This window comes from Paenibacillus sp. FSL F4-0122 (assembly GCF_038002845.1).
Lineage (GTDB): Bacteria > Bacillota > Bacilli > Paenibacillales > Paenibacillaceae > Paenibacillus_AQ > Paenibacillus_AQ odorifer.
On the sequence record NZ_JBBODI010000001.1, the window covers coordinates 2,466,882 to 2,488,432 of the forward strand.

A 21,551-nucleotide genomic window follows, 5' to 3' on the forward strand; every position below is an offset into this window, starting at 1 on the left:
GAGTGATCGTTAATAGGAGGTATTAATGATGAGTGATGAGTTATTGGCAAAATTGGATGAATGGCATGAGGAAGATGAATTTCAAGAAATCGTGGATGCAATCGCGGAAATTCCTGAAGAGGAAAGAGATTATGTTCTAACTAGTCATTTGGGCAGGGCGCTTAATAATCTCGGTCAATATGAAGAGGCTTTAGAGCAGTATTTGAGCATTGAAGAAGAGGGTGAAGGTGACCCGCTCTGGCATTACCGTATCGGGGTTTCTTATTATTATCTGAAAAGATATGACGAAGCTTTAAAAGCGTTTACGATTGCCGATCAGCTGGAGCCTGATGATGAAGACACATTGGAGTTTCTGGGCTGGATCAAACGTAAATTGGCTAAAAAAGCTGCGAGAAAGCCTGTAAACAAACCTGCAAAGAAGCCTGTAATAGCGTTGGATACCACTAATTTCTGGGATGACAGCGAGTATGCGTTCTCAGAATATATCTCTGATCCGCCTTCAGATGCGTTGATTACTTCAGTACAAGAAGAGCTGGTCTTCAAGCTGCCTGCTTCCTATGTGGATATGATGAAGTTACATAATGGGGGAATTCCTCATAACAATCGTTATCCGATTCCGGGAACAGGAGAATTTATTACGATTTCTGGTATCCTCGGAATTGGACGAGATAAGAATAAGTCGCTGTGTGGAGCTTCAGGCAGCCGGACTGTGATTGAAAATGGACGTTATCCTGAAGTTGGCGTGGTGATTTGTGATTGTCCTTCTGAGAATGAAGTGGTGATGCTGGATTACCGCGAATTCGGGAATGATGGCGAACCTGAGGTTATTCATGTAGATCGGGATAACAAATACAAAATCACACGTTTGGCTGATAATTTTGAGACCTTTATCAGCGGACTGGTGAAATAGTCTATTTCGCTGGCTAAGAATACTTATAATCAAATCAAGGCATTCCTTAAGAGGAGTGCCTATTTCTATTAGGTGATTATAAGGGGAGCGTCTTTCGGACTCAGCTGACCTTAAATGCAGCTTTTTCGCATATTTGAAATGCCAACGGACCGCATAGCAGCTATTGGCATAAAAAACACCCAATATGAACCCGATTCATAGGAATAGCGTCGCTGGAGTCCGAAACTACGCACAAAAGGCTAAAAATATGCCAATAACGTCATCTGGGTCCGAAAGCCTCAGTGGACGAATGCGATTCGGCGATTTAGCTGAAGGTGGGGCTGATTCGAAGTCGTTGGGTTTTACTAGCCAATAATCGGTCTTGAGTCAGCTAACCAACGACCCAAAACACAGAGCAGCGGTGCCCCCATTAATGGGGAACCGCTGCTCTGCTGTCTTTTTCTCGGATCATTGCTGGGTGCTAAACACCTTAGATTGCAGGATATCGAGGGCATGGTTAATCTCGGCTAATTCCTCTGGGAGAACCTCTTTAATCCGGTTCAGAAAACGTTCACCGATCCGTTCAAAAGCCTCGTTCATCATCGCTTGTCCAGCATCAGACAACCGAATCATTTGCTTACGCCGGTCCTCGGCGACATCAAGCTTCTCACACAGGTTTTTTTCTGTTAATTTCTTGAGCTCACGGCTGGTATTCGGCATAGAGATATTCTTACAATCACTGATTTGGCTGAGGGTAACAGGCTGGCTAACCGCAATATATTCCAGAATACTATATTGAACGGGCGTAATGCCTTCCGGTCTAACATCTTTGGTAAAGTCAAATGTTACTTCATGGACTGCTGTCGTAAAGGTAACAATTTTCTGAAAAAACGCTTGTTTGTCCATAAGGATCACCTCTTATTGTAAACCTTAACAAAATAATTATCATAATACAATTATCATTTGACAACTAAATAACGGTTGTGATACCATTTTGTTATCAAATGATAATTAAAGAGGTGGAGCAATGAACGTTTTGGTCATCTATACACATCCGAATCATAAAAGTTTAAGTTATGCTTTTTTCAATAAAGTCATTCAGGGAAGTAATGAGAATCAAAAGATCACGAAGATAGAGGTCCTTGATCTTTACGAAGAGCAATTTGATCCTGTGCTGGTCTTTAATGAAAATAAACGTAGAAGAGACATGCATATTGATCCCAAGCTCGAGAAGTATCGGGAGCAGATTCGTCAGGCCGATAAAATTGTGTTTGTGTATCCAATCTGGTGGGGACGTCCCCCCGCGATGTTGCTCGGTTATATTGACCAAATGTTTGCTTCTAATTTCGCTTACAGAGAAAAGGGTGGCCTCATCCCCGAAGGGTTGCTGAAAGGAAAGTCAGTGGTTTGCATTTCCAGCATGAAGGGGCCGACCCTCTATCCTTTATATTGGCTGAATAATTCCCATAAAGTGCTGATGAGAAAAGCATTATTTCAATATTGTGGCATCAAGAAAGTGAAGTTTTTCGAATTTGGGAATATGGAGAGTCCGAAAGGGAAACATGATAAGAAGTTAAATCAGGTGTACCAATATTTTAAAGCTGTGGCTAATTAATACCTCGAAAATATCTGCTCTATGATTATTCAAGATAACACTGGAAGTGGATGTCTCAAGCGATCCCATAGTTGGATGGTTCAAAACAACGGTGGGATCAAACCAAATGTTCTCCACGATATAAATACGCGCATACATTGTAGTCATACATTTCTTCCACCGGCTGCTTTTTTTATTCAGCCTCCTTATTTACTATTAATTGTGAAAGCCTTAATTATATACAACTCGTATGTGATTAAATATAATTAATGTAAAAAAAGCCTATATTATTCTAAAGCAGCTTGTGGCTCAGATGAAGATGGAGAAATAGCTCTCACACCGGTGTAAGGTATGGTGTTGCTGGCTAATTTTTTTTGTTGGCTTTTGAAATAAGGGCTGTTATATTTGAAAATACTATGTAACTTAAGGTTCAGCAACTGGGTATCGACACAATGGAGAGGCGGATTCACATGCAACAAATGTTAGACAGTATGATTAGCGCAACAAATGACTTTCTTTGGTCGAAAATTTTGGTGGTTCTGCTTATTGTTTGTGGAATTTATTTCACCATTCGATCGAAGTTTGTTCAGTTTGGCATGTTTAAAGAAATGTTTAGGGTCCTTAAAGAGTCCAATGAAAGGTCAAAAGATTCCATTTCGTCGTTTCAGGCTTTCTGTATCAGTATGGCAGCAAGGGTTGGGACAGGGAATATTACAGGGATCGCAATTGCTATCGCAATAGGTGGACCAGGAGCTGTTTTTTGGATGTGGGTCATAGCTATTATTGGATCAGCGTCCGGATTTATTGAAAGTACTCTGGCACAGGTGTATAAAGTGAAGGACAAGACTGGATTTCGTGGTGGTCCCGCCTATTATATGGAGCAAGGCCTGAAAAAACGCTGGATGGGCGCGGTATTTGCGGTTTTGATCACGTTATCCTTTGGTCTTGTATTTAATGCAGTTCAATCCAATACGATTACAGTGGCCTTTGAGAATTCATTTGGCACTAATCGGGTGATTCTTGGACTTGTAGTCGCTGCTGCTTTTGCGGCTGTTATCTTTGGTGGGGTTAAACGTATTGCTAGAATGTCCGAATATATTGTAGTGGTAATGGCAGGGATCTATATTGGGGCCGCTGTTATTATTATGTTAATTAATATTACGGAAATACCGGCGATTCTGGCGCTTATTGTGAAAAGTGCTTTTGGATTTGAACAAATCGCGGGGGGATCTTTTGGGGCAGTCATTCTGCAAGGGGTGAAAAGAGGACTATTCTCCAACGAAGCGGGGATGGGTAGTGCTCCAAATGCTGCGGCAACTGCAACAACTAGTCATCCGGTGAAACAAGGGCTGATGCAAGCGCTGGGTGTACTTACAGACACGTTACTTATTTGTTCGAGTACTGCTTTTATTATCTTGTTATCTGATGCGTATAAACAGCCAGGGCTGGATGGAATTAAGCTGACACAAGCGGCATTAAGCGAACATATTGGTTCGTGGGCCTCTGGATCCCTAGCGATCATGATTTTGTTGTTTGCTTTCAGTACGTTAATCGGAAATTATTATTATGGTGAGACCAATATAGAATTCTTGAACTCCAATAAAAAAGTATTACTATTCTATAGATACAGCGTCTTGGCGATGATTATTTTTGGCTCCGTAGCTAAGGTTCAATTGGTATGGGATTTGGCTGATTTATTTATGGGCTTCATGGTCATCGTGAATTTGATCGCTATTCTTCTATTATCTAAGGTGGCCTTTGCCGCCCTGCAGGATTATAAGCGCCAGAAGCGTGCAGGCAAGGACCCTGTCTTTTATAAAGATAGCATAGAGGGTTTGGAGAACGTGGAATGTTGGGACAATTCTTCAGATATAAAAACATAGTAGGGTAAGTATTTGAGGGCTCAGGAAACTGAGCCCTTTTTGGTATAAAGGGGTAGTTAGAAAAACGAGCCTTTAGAATCGCTTCTAAGGCTCGTTTGGTGTACAGAAAATTAAATTACTCCCTCTTGATTTAGGGTTTAACCAGCAGCCCATACATCTAACTCAATTTTTAATTCAGGTAACCCTAATCCTTTAATATAAGCAATTGTCATTGAAGGAGGTGTCATGCCGAATACTTTATTCCAAATTTCATAGAAATGGTTCCAATCGATTTCTTCCGTAGCCCAAATGTTGATTTTGATTACATTATCAGGTGTTAGCCTTTGAGAAGAAAGGACTTCAACAATATTACTCATCGTATTTGTTACCTGTTGGTTAAAATCTGTAGGGATATGATTGTTTTGATCGATTCCAATTTGGCCAGAAAATACATACATTTCAGCATTTCTACTTATTTTTGTTACATGACTATAGTTACCAACCGGTTTAGCAATATTCTCTGGATTATATCTTGTAATAACATTATTATTTAAGTTCATTTTGTGAATTCTCCTTTAAATAGAAGATACATACCGATATCTAAGTTATATATCTCCGCTGTTTTTTAGTTTCTTTTAATTTTTGACAGACCTATCCTATCAATAATTAATTCTAGAAAAAAACAGCAGTAGAATACCCAATACCAAAAGATAGATATTTTAGCGATCTCTTTTTCACCGGGTATTCCTCCTTCATATTTAAAGTAAGATAAGTTTCCTCAGAATGATATCATTAATCCAAGTGATACTGCAACAATTCCACTTTCGACACAATTTTCTAAGCTTTTTTTGCTGTTATAAATGAAAATAATGAAATATTTTTTGAAAAAAAAGCAAAAAAGACTTACATTAATCATTTTTATATTGTTATAATAACAAACAGACCGGTTGGTATGTTAGGGGGAGTACGTTATTGTGGATACAAAATCGCTAATGATTGAGACGGCGACACTTCTTTTTCAGCAAAAAGGATATAAAAATGTAGGCGTGAGTGAAATTTTAAAAGCCTGTAATGTGACCAAAGGAGCGCTTTATCATCATTTTCCAAATGGAAAAGAAGAACTATTAATTGCTTGTTTAAAGGGCTTAAATGAAGCAATTACGATAGATATTGAGGATATTTTTAAAAAGCATCCATCGACGTTAGAAGCTACACAATCCATGATTGACAAGTTAGTTCACAACTTAGAAACTGAGGGCACGATTACCGGATATACCTTTAGCAGTATTGTCAGTGAGATGGCTACGGTGAGTGAACCTGTTCGCCAGGCATGTAGCTTGCTCTATGAGAACATGGAACGAATTTACTGCGATAAGCTTGTAACTGAAGGTTATTCGCAGGAATCAGCCTCCGATATGGCTTTGTGGATGACGGCTTCGATTGAAGGGGCGATGATGTTGTGCCTAACGCAAAAATCTACAACTCCCTTAAAAACTATCGCCAAACTATTACCGACAATATTGAAAGGAAGAACATCATGAATCAAGAAGCAAGATTACCAAGAAACGGTAAGGAGGGGGCATTATATGGTGCAATCATTTGTACACTGACGGTACTGTTTATGTCTTCAATAAATATCATTTTAGGGGTTGGAGAATTTAATGGTGAGGTTGCCTTAACGATTCTTAAGGTGTTTCCGATCATTTGGGTAATTGTCATGATTATTGAGCCTGTTGTTATTGGCCGTATTGCCGAAAAGCTGACAGCTACATTCACACAACCCACAGATAGCTTCAACGCCAAAATCCTATTCCGTATCTTGTTCACCGTACTAGGGATGTCATTTTGTATGACGTTTATTGGAGACATTATCGGAAACGGGTTGAGTTCTCAAACGTTTAATCACTTCTTAGCCAATTGGCCAAGAAATTTCCTGATTGCACTGTTCGCTGAAAGTATATTAATACAGCCGTTTGCAAGATTTGTGATGGTAAAGCTACATGCTTCTCAGGACAAAAAGAAATCCAGCGCTGTTGGCGTAACTATACATGGATTATCAGAACAAAATTCCTAACCTAAATAAGCTCTCAGGCGAAGCGATTCGTTTGAGAGCTTTTCTATTACCGTGTATAATGATGTTTTGGTTGAATAATTGAAACTCAAATCTTTGCCCGATATCTTTCGGGTAAGCCCTCCTATATAACAATGAAAGCATAACAATGAAAGGTGATTTTCTGACATGATGATCTATAGTCGTCTTGCCATAATGATGCCCCCATTTCCCTAGCTAGGCTCATATTCTTGTAGTTGTTCGAGGATATAAGCTTGTAGGAGGGCGAAAATAAGATGAAAAAATATGCAGCACCATCGTTACTTTTAATGATTGTTCTTGTGGCTTTTCCGCAAATTAGTGAGACGATTTACACCCCATCGTTACCGGATATCGCAGTAGCACTTGGGGCCACCAATAGTTCTGTACAGTTAACGTTAAGTATATATTTTATTGGATTTGCTTTAGGTGTTTTTAGCTGGGGTTGGTTGTCTGACTTCATCGGGCGGAGATCTTCCATGCTGGCTGGACTTCTTGTATACGGTATGGGAAGCCTGATGTGTTTTTACTCAGAATCCATTCATCTGCTGTTAGTCAGCCGGTTTATACAAGCGTTTGGAGCAGCAACAGGTTCGATTATTACCCAAACCATTCTTCGTGAGAGTGTCTCCGGGAATAAACGGCATGTTATGTTTGCCCAAATCTCGGCGGTCATTGCTTTTACTCCCGCAGTAGGTCCGTTAATTGGCGGATGGGTGGATCAAGCTTTTGGTTTTCGAGCGGTTTTCTTTACATTAGTGATGATGAGTGTGTTGTTATTTATGTATGCTTTTTGGAAGCTGCCAGAAACCACTGATGTTTCCATGAGAAAAAAGGTGGCTATTCTGCCTATAGTCAAAAAAATGCTCGCATTGCCACGTGTATTGGTGTTTGGATTACTAATTGGAGGCATTAACGGAATCTTATTCAGCTATTATGCTGAAGCTCCTTTTATATTTATTGAACACTTTCAGATTTCGCCAGGAGTCTATGGTTTTCTCGGCATTATTGTGGCTTTGGCGTCGATTGTAGGAGCAATGATCTCCAAAAGGTTATTAACCCTCTATGCCCCAGAAAAAATAATCCATATCGGCTGTCTAGTAATGGCGGGCGGAGCCTTGCTATTAACAATCGCAAGCAGTCTTGACTCGCTGCCGGACATGATAGTGATCGTATGTATTCTAATAGCGCTGTTTGTCCTATTAATGGGTGCAGGGATTGCTTTACCTAATTGTCTAAGTCTTGCTCTTGTTCAATTTCAGGATGTTGTAGGAACAGCAGGCGCAATATTTAGCTTGGGCTATTATTTGCTTGTTAGCTTGGCGACGTGGGGAATGAGCGCTCTTCATAATGGTTCATTACTGACGATGCCTATTTATTTCTTGGGGATTAGCGGCGGAATGTGGTTATTAGGCAAAAAATTTATTGTAGTGGAATAGAAATAACTTCTTAGTCATTTGATTAGTAGGAAGATATGGATCGGGGCGTCCATAAATTAAGGGCAGCAGTCTGGAACTTTTTGAGTTCCGGACTGCTTTTTGTTTGTTAGTCCACTTCTGGCACAATGACTTGGATATGACGAGGGAGAACACTTAGTGTAATAGGCAAAGTTGGACCTTCTTCGCCATCTACATTGGTTCTTACGGTTTCTGGAGAGCTTACACTTACATTGTGGGCTGTGAAATAGACAACGTCTTTATGATCTTTGAGGGTACCCAGCAGTAAAGATATACTGGCTGTAATGGTATTGAATATACTGAGGTCCAAAATAATAAAACAATGAAGCAGACCGTCGTCAACCGCAGCATCCGGTATTAGATTCTCGAACCCGCCGACTGAGTTGGTTAATACGGCGAGAAAGAGTAAGGAGTCTCCTTGCCATATTTGTTCATCATGGTGAATGACAAGGGGGTGGGCTGTAGGGCTTGTAAGTTGTTTAAGACCTTCTTTCAAGTATGCCAATGAGCCGAGTTTGGTTTTATCTTCGGAGGATACAGAGGATAATGATCCGGCAATTGAACCTACAGCAACAACGTTGCCGAATAGGCGGTCATTTAAGCGACCGATATCTACGTTTTTTAGGTTAGAGGAGGCAAGGGTTTGAATGGCTATTTCGGGATTCAGTGGAATTTGTAATGCACGGGCGAAATCATTAGCCGTTCCTAAAGGAACCACACCTAATATTGGGTGGTGTTCCTGATCGATAAGACCATTAATGGTCTCGTGAAGCGTGCCATCCCCGCCGATAGAGACAACCAGGTCATAACCTTCCTCACAAGCAGTGATGGAATAACGAGTGGCGTCTAGTTCTTTTGCCGTCTCGTTGATCGTAACGGAGTAGTCTTTGTCACTTAGGACTCTTGTTGCGTATCTGACATATTGGCTGGCTTCCTCTTTACCGGATGAGGGGTTAATAATAATCATAGCTTGCCGCATAAGGATAATCCTCTCTATTGTGATCTAATAGAAGTTTATTCTTACCATTACCCCAAAGTAGGCCAGCGGAACTCGTTCTCATAAAAAAAGGTGAGCAAGATTGACCTAAGTCATCCTGCCCACCTGTGTATTCAATTAATAGACTTTATCTCCATTAAAAATGGAGTTCTTAACGATAACGTAATCCACATTACGGATAGCCTCTAATTTATTGCCACCTGCATAAGAGATGGAGGATTGAAGATCCTGCTCCATTTCTCTTAGGGTTTCTGCTAAAGCCCCCTTATGCTCAACCGCAATTTTCTTACCTTCGACGTTCTTCTTTTCACCTTTTTGGTATTCTGAAGCGGAGCCAAAGTATTCTTTATAGAGCTTCCCAGCGATTTCGATGGTTTCACCCGGAGATTCTTCATGACCAGCAAATAGTGAACCAATCATGACCATAGAAGCGCCAAATCGTACGGATTTAGCAATATCACCGTGTGTGCGAATGCCTCCATCGGCAATAATAGGCTTGCTTGCAGCCTTGGCACACAAGCGTAGTGCAGCTAACTGCCAGCCGCCTGTACCGAATCCAGTTTTGATCTTAGTGATACATACCTTCCCTGGTCCAATCCCAACTTTAGTAGCATCAGCCCCAGCGTTTTCTAATTCTCTAACGCCTTCAGGTGTTCCTACATTTCCTGCAATAACAAAACTAGCAGGCAGGTATTGTTTAATATGTTTGATCATCCGAATGACTGCTTCGGAATGGCCATGTGCAATGTCAATTGTAATGAATTCCGGAACCAGCTGTTCTTTGGATAATTGTTCGACGAAATCATACTCTTCTTCTTTAACTCCGACGCTGATGGATGCGATTAATTCACGGGAGTGCATGTCTTTGATGAAAGACGTACGTTTCTCCGGTTCAAAACGATGCATAATGTAGAAATAGCCATTTTGCGCCAAGGAGATAGCGATCTTCTCATCAATGATGGTTTGCATGTTGGCAGGTACCACCGGCAATCTAAATTTATGCCCACCGAGGGTGACTGATGTATCACACTCCGAACGGCTGTTTACGATACATTTTGCAGGAATTAATTGAATATCTTCATAATCGAATACTTCTTTCATAATTTACACCTCTAAATGCGAACATTATAGTATTTTGGTTTGTTAATTGTTCGTCCAAATTGTAATGTACCTCATTCTGCGCCGTAAGTCAAAATTCTAGTACATTATGGTGTAAATTGGACATAATTATACGGCAAATTCGTGTACGGCATTCTTTTTCCTCCATTTAAAAAAGCTTGAAGGCAATATAAGCAGCAACGGTCCAGATAATGATCGCGGAGATCTTATTAATGATCCGCATGATTTTGCCACTTGAGTCGATTTGTCCTACGGTTTTTCCGGCTACAGCCAGCCCAAAGAACCAAATCCATGACACTAGGATAGTCGCGCCAGCAAATACAACTTTGTCTACACCTGTGTAACTAAGCGAGCTAGTGCCGATAACGCCAATAGTATCCAAAATCGCATGTGGATTTAATAAAGAAACGGACAGCGCGAACAGGATTTGTTTTTTGGAGGATAAAGGGGTTGCGTCTTGCGCTGACGATGCCGGTGTACTTTTCCAGATAGACCATCCCATATACAAAAGAAATAAAAGTCCTACAGCAAATAAAGCGGTCTGCAGAACGGGGATGGCAAACACAAGGACTGAAACACCTAATACGGCTAATAAAATAAGCAGGGTATCGCATAAAGCGGCTGTAACAATAACGGGAATGGCTTTTTTAAAATGTGGCTGCGAGGCCCCTTGGTTAAATACAAAGACATTTTGTGCGCCAAGTGGAAGAATTAATCCAAAGGCTAGTGCAATGCCATGAAGTAGTGCGGCTAACATAGTTATTATTCCCCCGATACTGGTCATACGTTATAAAATTTACGGACCTATTGGTTTGATTGGTTTACTACAATTTTATGGACAAATAATATGTACTATCATACAGTCTGGGCTTTGCTTTAAAAAGCTGCTTATTCAGAGGGACATTGAATGATCAATTACACTAATTACACCATTAGTAAAAATGTCATCTCAACTCATGACTTTTTGTAACTAGTGAGTCCTTAAGGGGTTACACTATAATAAAGATTAAGTCAGCAGAGTATATAGGGGGAAATGTCTTGTTTAATCTGGTCAAACAGTGGTTCTGGTACGATTGGCTCGTCCTCCTGTTTCGGATTTGTTTTTCTACTTCTTTTTTGGTCACCATGTGTTATCTTTCGGAGGATTTTACGATTCCGTTCTGGATCGCGTTTGTTTGGGGCGTGGTCTCTTTTTCTGTGCCTTGGTTTTGTTTGCAGCTGCACTACAAGTATTATCTGATGGCGGAGATCCTCTTTTCGGGTGGACTTTGCTTATATTTGGCTGCTTTGTTTCCTGAATCATACGTAACTTTTCTGCCTATCGCTTTTATGATTGCCAGCAATAGTGCAGAGAAGTCCTATCGTTGGACAGCTCCGATCACGGTCATTTTGATTCCAATTATGTTATCTAGATTGTCACAACAAATGGATGCTGTATCAATGATTTTTAACATGGGTTTAGTGTATACGCTTGGGTTCGCTTTTCATTTACTAGTGGTGAATCACAAGCAGGGTAGAATTATTAAGGAGCAAAATGCTGTTTTAGAGCAGTATATCTCGCAAGTTGAACGTATGACACTTCTGGAAGAACGAGATCGTTTATCCAAAGATCTGCATGATACGGTGGGGCATTCTTATACTTCAATTATTATGGGGCTAGAGACTTTACGTTCGGAGGTGAACACCTCTGAAGGAGAGCACAAAATAGATGCCTTGTTAAAGCTAACCCGCAATGGCTTGGATGATGTTCGGCGATATTTGCACCATGTGGGCGCTTCGGAGGATGCATTGACGCTTATGCAGTCCCTACAGAAATTAGTGGATGACTTCCAGACCTTCTCCAAGGTTAAGATTCGCTTAAGAACATTCGGAGAGCCGTATACAGTATCTAAGCAGGCCCAAATGGCACTATACAGATGTTTGCAGGAGTCGATAACCAACGCTGCACGTCATGGTCACGCCACTGAAATTGTCATCAGCTTACATTATGAAGAGAAGTTGATTCGGCTGGATGTGCAGGATAATGGATTAGGCACTGAAGATTTAAAAGCAGGATTTGGTGTCAATGCGATGAAGGAGCGTGCCTCCAACTTGCAAGGACAGGTGTATTTCTACTCTAAGCCAGGGGAAGGAACCTTAGTGACCTGCAGTTTACCAAGGCTTGAAGAGATACAGGAGGAAACGGTTCGTTTATTGCTGGTGGATGATCAACCCTATATCCGCGATAGTCTGCGAATTATTCTAGAGCAGGAGCCGGATTTTGCGATTATTGGGTTAGCTGAGAATGGTGAACAAGCAATAAGCCTCTGCGAGCAGGAAGAACCTCACGTGGTGCTGATGGACTTAAATATGCCAGGCATGGACGGTGCAGAAGCGACTAAGCTTATTAAGCAAAAGTGGCCAGGGGTACGAGTGTTGATCCTGACTACTTTTCAAGAAGCAGATATGGCAGTCGAGGCACTGCAAAATGGGGCAGATGGTTACTTGTTAAAGTCTACCGAGCCGCAGGAGCTGTTCGAAGGAATACGTCTCGTACATCGGGGCGTAAAGATGATTACACCCGATATTACGAATGTATTAATTGATCACTATGAGATGCATCCAGCTTCAGAGGCGCCGCCGACGGAGAAGAATAATGAATATGGGCTGACCTCGCGTGAGCTGGAGATTCTAGAATGCCTCTCGAAGGGAATGCGTTATAAATCTATTGCCGCTAAACTATATCTGTCCGATGGAACGGTGAGAAATTACGCGTCCACCATCTATGCTAAGCTCGGGGTACGAAACCGTGAGGAGGCAGTCGAGAAGGCTTTTGGCATTTCGGATTAACGCTGACTAAATCTAAATCAGTTAAAATTGAGAAACACCTTATTGTTTGCTTTCCCTTGTGGGAGTAGGCAGTAGGGTGTTTTTTTTGTCATATGACATTATGGCACTGGTCGATTTTACACCAAAAGCACTAGCATAAGAGTTGCTTAGATATGAACAATTTTTTATTGCAGAGAGGGAGAGAAAAGCATGAATCAAATGATCCGGAAACATGTGAGAAATTTCTGTTTCTTATTAATTACTTTTGCCACAGGGCTATTTTACTTTTGTTTTTATTTGGTGGGTATTACCTTTGGAGTTGCGATGTCCTTCACCTTAGTGGGGATTCCGATCCTCTATTATGTTTTGCGTTCTACCGAGACTTTTTTACAGTATGAGCGAATTCGAACTAAAGTCTATACCGATATCTCCGTTCGCACGCTACCAACCCGATCTCACGAAGAAGGCAGCTTGTGGGAAAAGGTGAAGATGGAGTTGCAGGATAATCATAACTGGAGAGCGATTATAGGGTTGATGTTGCAACTTGGCATCGGCATGGTCAGTCTCATTTGTGCCACTCTTTTTTACTTGACCCCTATTATTCTCCTGTTGTCACCTATCCTGTATTTATTAGATGTATCCTCTATAACGCTATTTGGGATTGAAAATAAAACATTCAACATCTCACTTTTCTTCATGTTGTTAGGTGCAGTGTCTCTATGGATAGGTGCTTATCTCGGAAACAGTCTGGTAAAGATGATCGGCAGGTATACGCGGCGTTTAGTGAAGGATTTTGCTAGAAGATAAACTCAAACAGGAAAGAAGGAAAAATGATGATAACCTCAGTTCCATTTATAAAATTATTCTCACAATCCCTTTGGATGATGTGGGAGAACGTATTTGCTGTCATCACCAAATTTCGTAGTCAGTCCGTGCGTAGATACGGGATATGTAAATTGGTAGTGTTGAAATATCACGGAGAAATTTTGGTCTGCCAAGATGGGCAACGGATACTTCCGGGAGATTGGGTGGGTGAGCTTCATTTGGACAATCGCCAGATCGTGCAGCTGACACGTACGCTTGGCGCAGATCGGGCCGGAATTCGTACGGCACGCATGCTCCGCGAGGCTATGAAGGAGATCAGTCGTGATCTAGACAGCAATCCGGAACTAAGCAAAGTAAATGCGCTAACCGGGATTACACTGCTTCACCGGGGGATTATTCATGGAATAGGTTTTGAGCAGCGCCCTATCAAGTCCAAATGGCAGCGGCACTGGTTTGGGATATACCTTCGTTTCTTACTTCGCATGCTGCATCCGGAAGGGAAACATCGTGTAGAGGACAGCACAGAGAAGTTATCTCCCATGATGCTTGTGCTTAGCAAGCAGTCCTTGAAAGCACGATTTGCCCCGCGCAAGACAGAGGCGGCTTCCTAATGTGGACCTTCATAATTTTAGCAGTGGATGTGATTGTTCTTTATATGATCGTTCCTTTTGCGCTTACCCGAATATTGGGATGGGGGGTTCACTCGGAAGTAGGTGCAGAGAAGGAAATTGCCTTTACGTTCGATGACGGTCCGGATCCTTGTTATACACCTGAACTTCTAGATCTATTAAAAGAGCATGGCATAAAGGCGACCTTCTTCGTATTAGGCAAAAAGGCAAAGCAATATCCGGAATTGATCGAGCGTATGCACAGAGAAGGACACCAAATCGGCATTCATAATTATACTCATACACCCAACTGGATCCACTTCCCCTGGACCAATAGACGGAAGCAAGTAGATCGCACAGCAGACATTGTTGAGCGAATTACAGGAGAGCGGCCTATCTTTTACCGCCCACCTTGGGGGCTTCTTAATTTAGGGGATTTCTTTTTGCTAAGAGAATCTTATCGAATCGTATTGTGGTCTGTCATGGTCGGAGATTGGAAAGCGTCACTGAGTGCAGAACAATTAAAGGATGCCTTAATAAAAAAAATAAAACCAGGCTCAATCATTGTTCTACACGACAGCGGAGATACACCGTGGGCAGATGAAGAAGCGCCCTTGAATATGATCACTGGATTAGAAGAAGTCTTAAAAGAAATGGATAAAAAGGGTCTGAAGTGTCTTCGGATGGATGAACTGCTGAACAAGGAAGTTAGTCATAGTAGAGAAGCTAGATCCAGAGTCAAACATCGGGGGCAGATTGATCTGTAGCTATTGAAATTTCTCAATCATTTTTTATATGGCAAGGGCTATGGTAACATTTAGAGTAAAGCGGTCCGTACCTATATAAATTGTTGAGAAAAGGATGGGGTAGCATGTTGAATGCTTCTTACTGGTTAACCAATATAAGATTAGAACAAGGTTATGTTATTGAGGATGGGCAAGTAGCGGGTACGAATACGAAGATTTGTCATCTCCGCATTGACGGGGATAAGATATCAGAAGTTGTTGGAGCAGACATAGAGCTTCAGAGCCAGCTCCCGAAATATGACTGTAAAGAGTTGTTGATGTTGCCTTCTTTCGAAGAAGCACATATCCATTTAGATAAAACGTATTACGGTGGACCATGGAGAGCGGTAAAGCCTGCGTCCAGTGTTTTCGAACGGATTGAGGAAGAGAAGGTATTATTGCCTAAGCTGCTGCCCATGGCGAGACAACAAGCAGAGAGCATCCTGACGCTTATTCAGGGGTTTGGTGCCACACATGTGCGTAGCCATTGCAATATTGAGCCTGTCAGCGGTTTGCAGCGATTAGAGGCAACTGTACAAGCATTAAATACATTCGCGGGCACAATTTCAGCTGAAATTGTGGCGTTTCCCCAGCATGGCCTGCTGCGCTCGGATTCTGTGCAACTGGTAAAACAATCTCTGGCAGAGGGGGCAACCTTTGTAGGCGGAGTAGATCCTTATACGGTGGATGGAGATATCGAGAAGTCACTTCAGACGATGGTGGAACTAGCAGTGATGAGTAATGCCGGCATTGATATTCATTTACATGATGGAAAAGAAGCGGGAAAGAAAACACTGACGCGGTTAGCTGATCTGACGGAAGAAGCTGGCTTGCAAGGAAAGGTCACGGTCAGTCATGCGTTCTGGTTCGCAGGAGCTCAGCAGCAAGAGGCAGAAGAGGTAGCTAAACGGATGGCATCACTGGGTATGACTATTGCATCCACAGTGCCTATTGGAAGAATGATGATGCCACTTCCGATGCTGCATAGCCAAGGGGTAAAAGTGAAGCTGGCAACAGATAGCCTTACCGATCACTGGTCCCCTTTTGGTAATGGAGATCAATTGGAAAAGGCAGGACGTTACGCGGAGTTGTACGGCTGCAACGATGAATTGGCATTATCTCAATCCCTCGGATTTATAACAGGAGGATTAACACCCCTTGATCCAAAAGGCGAGCAGGTATGGCCAAAGGTTGGCGACACTGCTAGCTTTGTGCTGTTGCATGCCAGCTGTTCGGCAGAAGCAGTAGCCCGAAGAGCGCAGCGCCAAGCTGTCTGGTACGAAGGCCGTCTGGTGAGTGGTTCGATAACAAATAGAGACCTGTGAGGCAGATGATATGCTCCTCTCTAACTATCTGCATCAGTATAAATCGGCGATCCTCTCACTCCCGAAGGGTACAGTGCTAACTAAAGAGGATCTGCAGGTGGATAAGCTTCTAATGGAGCGTAATGGCAAGGTGGAAATGTATTATGCCCCCCATAATGAATACATTAATCCTTCTGCTAAGATGATCATTATAGGGTTAACGCCCGGGTTCACACAAATGGGCATAGCGATACAAGAAGCGATCATAGGTCTGGAAGCTGGTTTATCAGATGAAGAGGTATGTAGGACAGCGAAGGAAGCGGCGAGATTCGCAGGCTCCATGCGGAACACGTTAATTCATATGTTAGATACACTTAAACTGCATCAACACTTGAACCTAACCTCTTGTGAAGAACTATTTCAGCAGCAGCAGACGATCCTGCACACCAGCTCTTTATTGCGTTTTCCTGTGTTCGTGGATAAGAAAAATTATAGTGGGACCCAGCCCAAGCTACTTTCAAATTCATTCCTCAGGGCGCAGGCATTATCTTCCTTGCGTGAGGAGCTGAACATACTGAGCCGGGCCTTAATTATTCCCTTAGGAAAAACAGTGGAAAGTATACTTCAACTCCTTGTGTCCGCAGGTGAGCTAGATAAACAACGCTGCTTATGGGGATTTCCCCACCCCTCGGGCGCCAACGGACATCGATATAAGCAGTTCGCCAGCCATCAAGAACAGATGATGAAGATACTGCATAATCATTCATGGAAGGGCTGATTCAAGCTCACAATCAGATAATTTACATGAAGTCGAAAAAATAACGAATGACATGAAAAAAGACCGGTGAAGTGTAGGTCAAGCTATCGATCCGGCTTAAATGGCTTTGCTTCAAAGCCACGAATTTATCGCCATCGCCGATTAGCAGATCCCGCTTTAACACGGAAACCGTTAAACTGCCAAAGAAGCCGCTCAAGCTGACCAACATGCCTGACAGTAACCCGAAGATTGGGTTGAGCGGCGTCAGGTAGGGATAGATTAGATAGGAAACTCCTGTCGTGATGACAAATGCGAAAGCGAAACCCTCCCAAGTCAAATACGGATTGGCGGTGGGAACTATTTTACGCTTCCCTACATAAAGTGATGCCAGATAGTGGACCACATCATTGAGCTGCGTTAGCACTACTAAAAAAAGTACAAGCCCGGCTCCATACTCCGGTGTAGCAAATTGAAAGTATGCCAAGTGACTAAGCCCGAATACCATCAGCATTAGCCCCCATTGCGTGGAGCTGACACTACGCATAAAACCAACCGTGCCTTTATTAATCATTCTGGGCAGTGGTAGGAGCAAGAATACATAAACTGGGATGAAGACAATAAACATTCCGTACCACTCGATATAAATCCAGTAGAACTGTAACGGAATGGATAAGTACGCCCACAGAAATAGCCTGCGGTCGGATTTTCGTGATTTCATCATGGAGAAATACTCCTTCAGTGCAAAGAAGCAGAGCACCATGAGAGAAAGAAGAGAGACGACGGGATTAAATAGGGTAGCTAGGCAAAAGATAAAAAGCATTCCCCACCACGTCTTGATGCGAAAGCCAATGCCCGTATAATCTTTATTTGGCTGTAGCTTCCCTATAACTACATACATCAAGTGAATGGCCGATAGGGCCGCAAAGATAAGAATTATAGTTAATAAAGAGCGGTCGATAACTGATCACCAACTTGTCCTAGAGTAGATTCCATTAATGGGTTCATATGTTATTATGAAGGAAACGTTCAAACTTGATAAGGGGAAAATTGTAAATGGCAGCAGATCCATCGGTCTTTATATTACTGACGAATACCGGGACGCTTTTTACGAAGCTCATTCAAGGCTATACAAAAGCACCCTATAATCATGCCTCGATCTCCTTTAATCGAGAGCTTTCCGAGCTGTATAGCTTTGGCAGGAAGCATCCGAGCAACCCCCTGAATGGAGGGTTTGTGAAGGAGGATATTAAGACAGGTACGTTCAGCAAATATCCAAATACAACATGTGTCCTATATGAACTTCAAGTTACAGCCCGCGAAGTGGAGAAAATGGAGCGGGTCTTGCAAGTCTTTATCCGAAGCCGTCAAAAGTATCTCTATAATATTCTCGGCGTAATTGGCATTGCCCTGAAGGAGCCTGTCGAATTCAGCAACTCTTATTTTTGTTCGCAATTTGTAGCGGAAATTCTAGAGCGGTCGGGTATTAAGTTATGGAATAAGCTGCCTGCACTCGTTACTCCGGATGATTTTCGCCAAAGTGATCGGCTGAGATTGGTTTACCAAGGTAAATTAAGTGAATATGAACCTGAGCGCCTAGGAGGAGACGAAGGATGAATAGCAAAGAAATATTTTCTAATCGGGTAGATTCGTATGTGAAATATCGGCCGAGCTATCCTGGAGAAGCCATTAATTATTTGTACAATACTATTGGGCTCCAACCTAATTGTGATATTGCTGATATTGGTGCAGGAACAGGAATATTCTCAGCATTACTTCTGGAGCGCGGGAGTTGTGTGACTGCCGTTGAACCCAATCCGGAAATGCGTAGAGCTGCGGAAGAGAAGTTCGCAAAGGATAACCATTTCTCTGTATCGCCGGGGTCTGCTGAACATACAGAATTATCAGATCAGTCGATGGATTTTATAGTATGCGCCCAAGCGTTTCACTGGTTTGATAGGGACGCAACGCAATTGGAATTCAAGCGGATTCTAAAACCGGGTGGAAAAGTTATTCTGATATGGAATTCCCGGCTTACTTACGGTACCCCATTTCTGGAGGAATATGAGCAGCTACTGCAGACCTTCGGCACGAACTACACTCAAGTTAATCATAAGAACATTACCCCTGAGATCCTTAGCTCCTTTTTCAAGAAAGGACAGATGCAAGTAGCGCATTTTAGCAATCAGCAGGTGTTTGATTTGGAGGGCTTAAGCGGGCGGCTTCGATCGTCTTCCTACACTCCGGTCCCCGGAGATCCAAGCTATGAGAATATGATGACTGAGCTGCGGAATATATTTGAACGAAATAACCAGAGTGGGCAAGTGTTTTTTGATTATAAGACCGAAATTTATTGGGGCGAAGTGTAAAATAAATAAAAGACTCAAACCTTAGTGATAACAGGGTTTGAGTCTTTTTTATTTGTAGTTATGAAAGATGTACGTAAAACGTGGTGGACTCGCCGACGAAACTTTTGGCATAAATTTTTCCTTTATGCTGTTCAACAATGGATTTGGCAATCGCCAGTCCTAGGCCATATCCCCCTTGTTTACGCGCCCGGGAGGCATTTGTACGGTAGAATCGGTCAAAGATGCTCGCTAAGTGCTCCGGTGCAATGCCCTCCCCCGTATTAGTGACTGCTAACACCATGTCATTATGCTGTTTTTTAAGGGATAAGGTGACTGAGCCTTTAGGGTTCGAATATTTTACAGCATTGTCCAAGAGGATCATAATCACTTGTTTGATCTGTTCACTATTGCCTAGCACTGTCAGATCAGGCTCGATGTCATATTCAAGGGAGATATGCTTCTCAAAGATTACAGCTTCCATCGTTAAAATGATATTTTCAACCACGTCGCTCAGATTGAATTTCGAATAAATCATTCTCGATCTGGAATCGTCCATCTCGGTCAGGTACAGCAGATCATTGGTCAGGCTGGTCATTCTCTCTGTTTCCGATTTGATATAGTGCAGCCACTTGGACTGATTGTGAATGGTGTCATCACTGTTGGACAGGAGAACATCCGCATTGGTGTTAATAATGGTCAACGGCGTCTTTAACTCATGGGAAGCATCCGCAATAAATTGTTTCTGTTTCTCAAAAGCCTCCTTTACCGGCGCAATTGAACGATTAGCAAAAAAGCGGCTAGCGAAGTACAAGATAATCAGCATCACCGAACCAACTACAGAGAAGGTATAGATTAAATTGGTGAGGATTTTTTGCTCTGCAGTGATGTCCAGAAATACAAGCATCGCCCCATCACTCGTATGCTGGATGTTGAAGATCCATTTGCTGCTATCCAAGGTGAACCTTCCGGTATCTTTACCGGCACTTAGCGCTTCTTGCAGAGCCGTATTATAAAATTCATCGTCCATAGTAAATTTGGAATCTTTCCCTATGAGGTTCGACGCTGTATCTATCTTCAGCATAAATGAGACTGACCGTTCAGGAGGTGGAGTCCCGTTATCCATACGTTTATTATCAGCATGGGGTAACTGGGAACTTCCCTTAGTTGAGCCCATTCGTCCTGTATCACCACCGGGAGACTTGTAGTTTTCCATGATTCTGTGAAGATCCATCTGAATATTGTTTTGGACATCTTGGTACGTAATTACATAAATCGAGATGAAGGCCACCAGCATGATCACCGAGATAGTGACTAAGTTAACAATAAGAAACCGATTTCTGAGCTTCGTGAACATTAGGTCGTCACCTCTAATACATACCCTACGTTTCTGATCGTACTAATACGTACGGTCGAATTTAAGAAGGTCAGTTTTTTTCTCAAAAAAGAAATATACACCTCTACATTATTGTGCTCAGCATCAGAATCGAAGCCCCACAGCTTCTCAATAATTTGTTCTTTGGAGGTTACGGCTTGTTTCCTCAAGATAAGAAGCTCCAATAGTTCACATTCCTTTAGATTGAGCTTGATCTCTTTGCCACCCACGGTAAGCTTCAGATTGGATGTATTCAGTTCAATATCCCCGAACTTTAAAGCATCATCCGGTATCACCTCGCCTTTACGTCTTAGTACAGCCCTTATTCTTGCCAATAAGATCTCTGAGGAAAAAGGTTTGGCGATATAATCGTCAGCCCCATAGTCCAGCCCAGTGACCATATCTGTAATCTCACCCTTTGCAGTAAGCAGGATAACGGGAGTGGGTATCCCCTTTTTTCGCAGCATCTTGAGGACGCTAACCCCATCCATCTCAGGCAGCATAATGTCGAGCAGCAGCAAATCATAGATTCCACTCAGTGCATAATCCAGACCCGACCTGCCGTCATGGACTGCATCCACCGAATAATTATGTTTTTTTAATATTTGAGTTAAGGCTTCAGCGAGATGAAGCTCGTCTTCTACTATTAATATTCTCATGGTTTTGCCATCCCCTACATAGAACCAGTATTTGTTATTGAGGTCATTATATCAGTATTACCTTTATTGAACCTTAATGAA

Annotated in this window: 22 protein-coding genes; 14 read left to right on the plus strand and 8 right to left on the minus strand. The window is 42.3% G+C overall.

Annotated features, from left to right (window positions below):
- The first annotated feature begins 28 nt into the window (after positions 1-28).
- Entirely contained in the window at positions 29-910 is an 882-nt protein-coding gene (locus MHH49_RS10540; RefSeq protein WP_036682322.1) for an SMI1/KNR4 family protein, read from the plus strand.
- A 447-nt stretch (positions 911-1,357) separates the two neighbouring features.
- Here MHH49_RS10540 and MHH49_RS10545 read toward each other — a convergent pair whose 3' ends face one another.
- Complete coding sequence (locus MHH49_RS10545; RefSeq protein WP_036682320.1) at positions 1,358-1,795, minus strand: MarR family winged helix-turn-helix transcriptional regulator; 438 nt, start codon at positions 1,793-1,795, stop codon at positions 1,358-1,360.
- A 121-nt stretch (positions 1,796-1,916) separates the two neighbouring features.
- On the opposite strand from MHH49_RS10545, the gene MHH49_RS10550 reads away from it, so the two are divergent.
- Both MHH49_RS10550 and MHH49_RS10555 read left to right on the plus strand, forming a co-directional pair.
- Complete coding sequence (locus tag MHH49_RS10550; protein ID WP_036682318.1) at positions 1,917-2,504, plus strand: NAD(P)H-dependent oxidoreductase; 588 nt, start codon at positions 1,917-1,919, stop codon at positions 2,502-2,504.
- 449 nt (positions 2,505-2,953) lie between these two features.
- Complete coding sequence (locus MHH49_RS10555; protein WP_036682317.1) at positions 2,954-4,366, plus strand: alanine/glycine:cation symporter family protein; 1,413 nt, start codon at positions 2,954-2,956, stop codon at positions 4,364-4,366.
- A gap of 137 nt (positions 4,367-4,503) precedes the next feature.
- Here MHH49_RS10555 and MHH49_RS10560 read toward each other — a convergent pair whose 3' ends face one another.
- Complete coding sequence (locus MHH49_RS10560) at positions 4,504-4,905, minus strand: RidA family protein (protein WP_036682315.1); 402 nt, start codon at positions 4,903-4,905, stop codon at positions 4,504-4,506.
- 414 nt (positions 4,906-5,319) lie between these two features.
- On the opposite strand from MHH49_RS10560, the gene MHH49_RS10565 reads away from it, so the two are divergent.
- The 3 genes from MHH49_RS10565 (at position 5,320) to MHH49_RS10575 (ending at position 7,873) form a co-directional block, all read left to right on the plus strand.
- Positions 5,320-5,886, plus strand: coding sequence for a TetR/AcrR family transcriptional regulator (locus MHH49_RS10565; protein ID WP_036682313.1), 567 nt, complete (start codon positions 5,320-5,322; stop codon positions 5,884-5,886).
- The gene (locus MHH49_RS10570) at positions 5,883-6,419 is read left to right on the plus strand and encodes a DUF2798 domain-containing protein (RefSeq protein WP_036682312.1); all 537 of its coding nucleotides are present in this window, start codon (positions 5,883-5,885) and stop codon (positions 6,417-6,419) included. Before MHH49_RS10565 ends, MHH49_RS10570 begins: the two co-directional genes overlap by 4 nt.
- Before the next feature lie 272 nt (positions 6,420-6,691).
- Positions 6,692-7,873 (plus strand): multidrug effflux MFS transporter, encoded by a 1,182-nt coding sequence (locus MHH49_RS10575; RefSeq protein ID WP_036682310.1) that lies wholly within the window; start codon positions 6,692-6,694, stop codon positions 7,871-7,873.
- Positions 7,874-7,979: 106 nt separating this feature from the next.
- On the opposite strand, the gene MHH49_RS10580 is transcribed toward MHH49_RS10575, so the two are convergent.
- The 3 genes from MHH49_RS10580 to MHH49_RS10590 all read right to left on the minus strand — a co-directional run bounded on the left by MHH49_RS10580 (position 7,980) and on the right by MHH49_RS10590 (position 10,764).
- Positions 7,980-8,870: a diacylglycerol/lipid kinase family protein gene (locus tag MHH49_RS10580; protein ID WP_036682309.1), complete on the minus strand. Its 891-nt coding sequence runs from the start codon at positions 8,868-8,870 to the stop codon at positions 7,980-7,982.
- A gap of 135 nt (positions 8,871-9,005) precedes the next feature.
- Positions 9,006-9,989 (minus strand): GMP reductase, encoded by a 984-nt coding sequence (guaC, locus tag MHH49_RS10585; RefSeq protein ID WP_036682307.1) that lies wholly within the window; start codon positions 9,987-9,989, stop codon positions 9,006-9,008.
- Positions 9,990-10,155: 166 nt separating this feature from the next.
- The gene (locus tag MHH49_RS10590) at positions 10,156-10,764 is read right to left on the minus strand and encodes a LysE/ArgO family amino acid transporter (protein WP_036682305.1); all 609 of its coding nucleotides are present in this window, start codon (positions 10,762-10,764) and stop codon (positions 10,156-10,158) included.
- 281 nt (positions 10,765-11,045) lie between these two features.
- Here MHH49_RS10590 and MHH49_RS10595 point away from each other — a divergent pair, with 281 nt between their 5' ends.
- The 6 genes from MHH49_RS10595 (at position 11,046) to MHH49_RS10620 (ending at position 17,115) form a co-directional block, all read left to right on the plus strand.
- Positions 11,046-12,836, plus strand: coding sequence for a hybrid sensor histidine kinase/response regulator transcription factor (locus tag MHH49_RS10595; protein WP_339812875.1), 1,791 nt, complete (start codon positions 11,046-11,048; stop codon positions 12,834-12,836).
- A gap of 189 nt (positions 12,837-13,025) precedes the next feature.
- Positions 13,026-13,622, plus strand: coding sequence for a sensor domain-containing protein (locus MHH49_RS10600; protein ID WP_036682302.1), 597 nt, complete (start codon positions 13,026-13,028; stop codon positions 13,620-13,622).
- A gap of 23 nt (positions 13,623-13,645) precedes the next feature.
- Positions 13,646-14,251, plus strand: coding sequence for a YkoP family protein (locus MHH49_RS10605; RefSeq protein ID WP_036682300.1), 606 nt, complete (start codon positions 13,646-13,648; stop codon positions 14,249-14,251).
- Positions 14,251-15,015, plus strand: coding sequence for a polysaccharide deacetylase family protein (locus tag MHH49_RS10610; protein ID WP_051491233.1), 765 nt, complete (start codon positions 14,251-14,253; stop codon positions 15,013-15,015). The genes MHH49_RS10605 and MHH49_RS10610 overlap by 1 nt, the downstream gene beginning before the upstream one ends.
- A 104-nt stretch (positions 15,016-15,119) precedes the next feature.
- Positions 15,120-16,358 carry an amidohydrolase gene (locus MHH49_RS10615; protein WP_036682298.1) on the plus strand — a complete coding sequence of 413 codons (1,239 nt, stop codon included), beginning with the start codon at positions 15,120-15,122 and terminating at the stop codon, positions 16,356-16,358.
- Between the two features lie 10 nt (positions 16,359-16,368).
- Positions 16,369-17,115, plus strand: coding sequence for a uracil-DNA glycosylase family protein (locus MHH49_RS10620; protein ID WP_036682296.1), 747 nt, complete (start codon positions 16,369-16,371; stop codon positions 17,113-17,115).
- 22 nt (positions 17,116-17,137) lie between these two features.
- Here MHH49_RS10620 and MHH49_RS10625 read toward each other — a convergent pair whose 3' ends face one another.
- Positions 17,138-18,052, minus strand: a complete 915-nt coding sequence (locus tag MHH49_RS10625; RefSeq protein ID WP_036682294.1) for a phosphatidate cytidylyltransferase — start codon at positions 18,050-18,052, stop codon at positions 17,138-17,140.
- A 95-nt stretch (positions 18,053-18,147) separates the two neighbouring features.
- On the opposite strand from MHH49_RS10625, the gene MHH49_RS10630 reads away from it, so the two are divergent.
- Complete coding sequence (locus MHH49_RS10630) at positions 18,148-18,708, plus strand: hypothetical protein (RefSeq protein ID WP_036682293.1); 561 nt, start codon at positions 18,148-18,150, stop codon at positions 18,706-18,708.
- A complete protein-coding gene (locus MHH49_RS10635; RefSeq protein WP_036682291.1) occupies positions 18,705-19,460 on the plus strand; it encodes a class I SAM-dependent methyltransferase in 756 nt (251 codons plus the stop codon). Before MHH49_RS10630 ends, MHH49_RS10635 begins: the two co-directional genes overlap by 4 nt.
- Before the next feature lie 58 nt (positions 19,461-19,518).
- On the opposite strand, the gene MHH49_RS10640 is transcribed toward MHH49_RS10635, so the two are convergent.
- The gene (locus tag MHH49_RS10640) at positions 19,519-20,793 is read right to left on the minus strand and encodes a sensor histidine kinase (protein ID WP_036682290.1); all 1,275 of its coding nucleotides are present in this window, start codon (positions 20,791-20,793) and stop codon (positions 19,519-19,521) included.
- On the minus strand, positions 20,793-21,470 hold the full coding sequence (locus MHH49_RS10645) for a response regulator transcription factor (protein WP_036682288.1): 678 nt from the start codon (positions 21,468-21,470) through the stop codon (positions 20,793-20,795). Before MHH49_RS10645 ends, MHH49_RS10640 begins: the two co-directional genes overlap by 1 nt.
- Between the last annotated feature and the right edge of the window lie 81 nt (positions 21,471-21,551).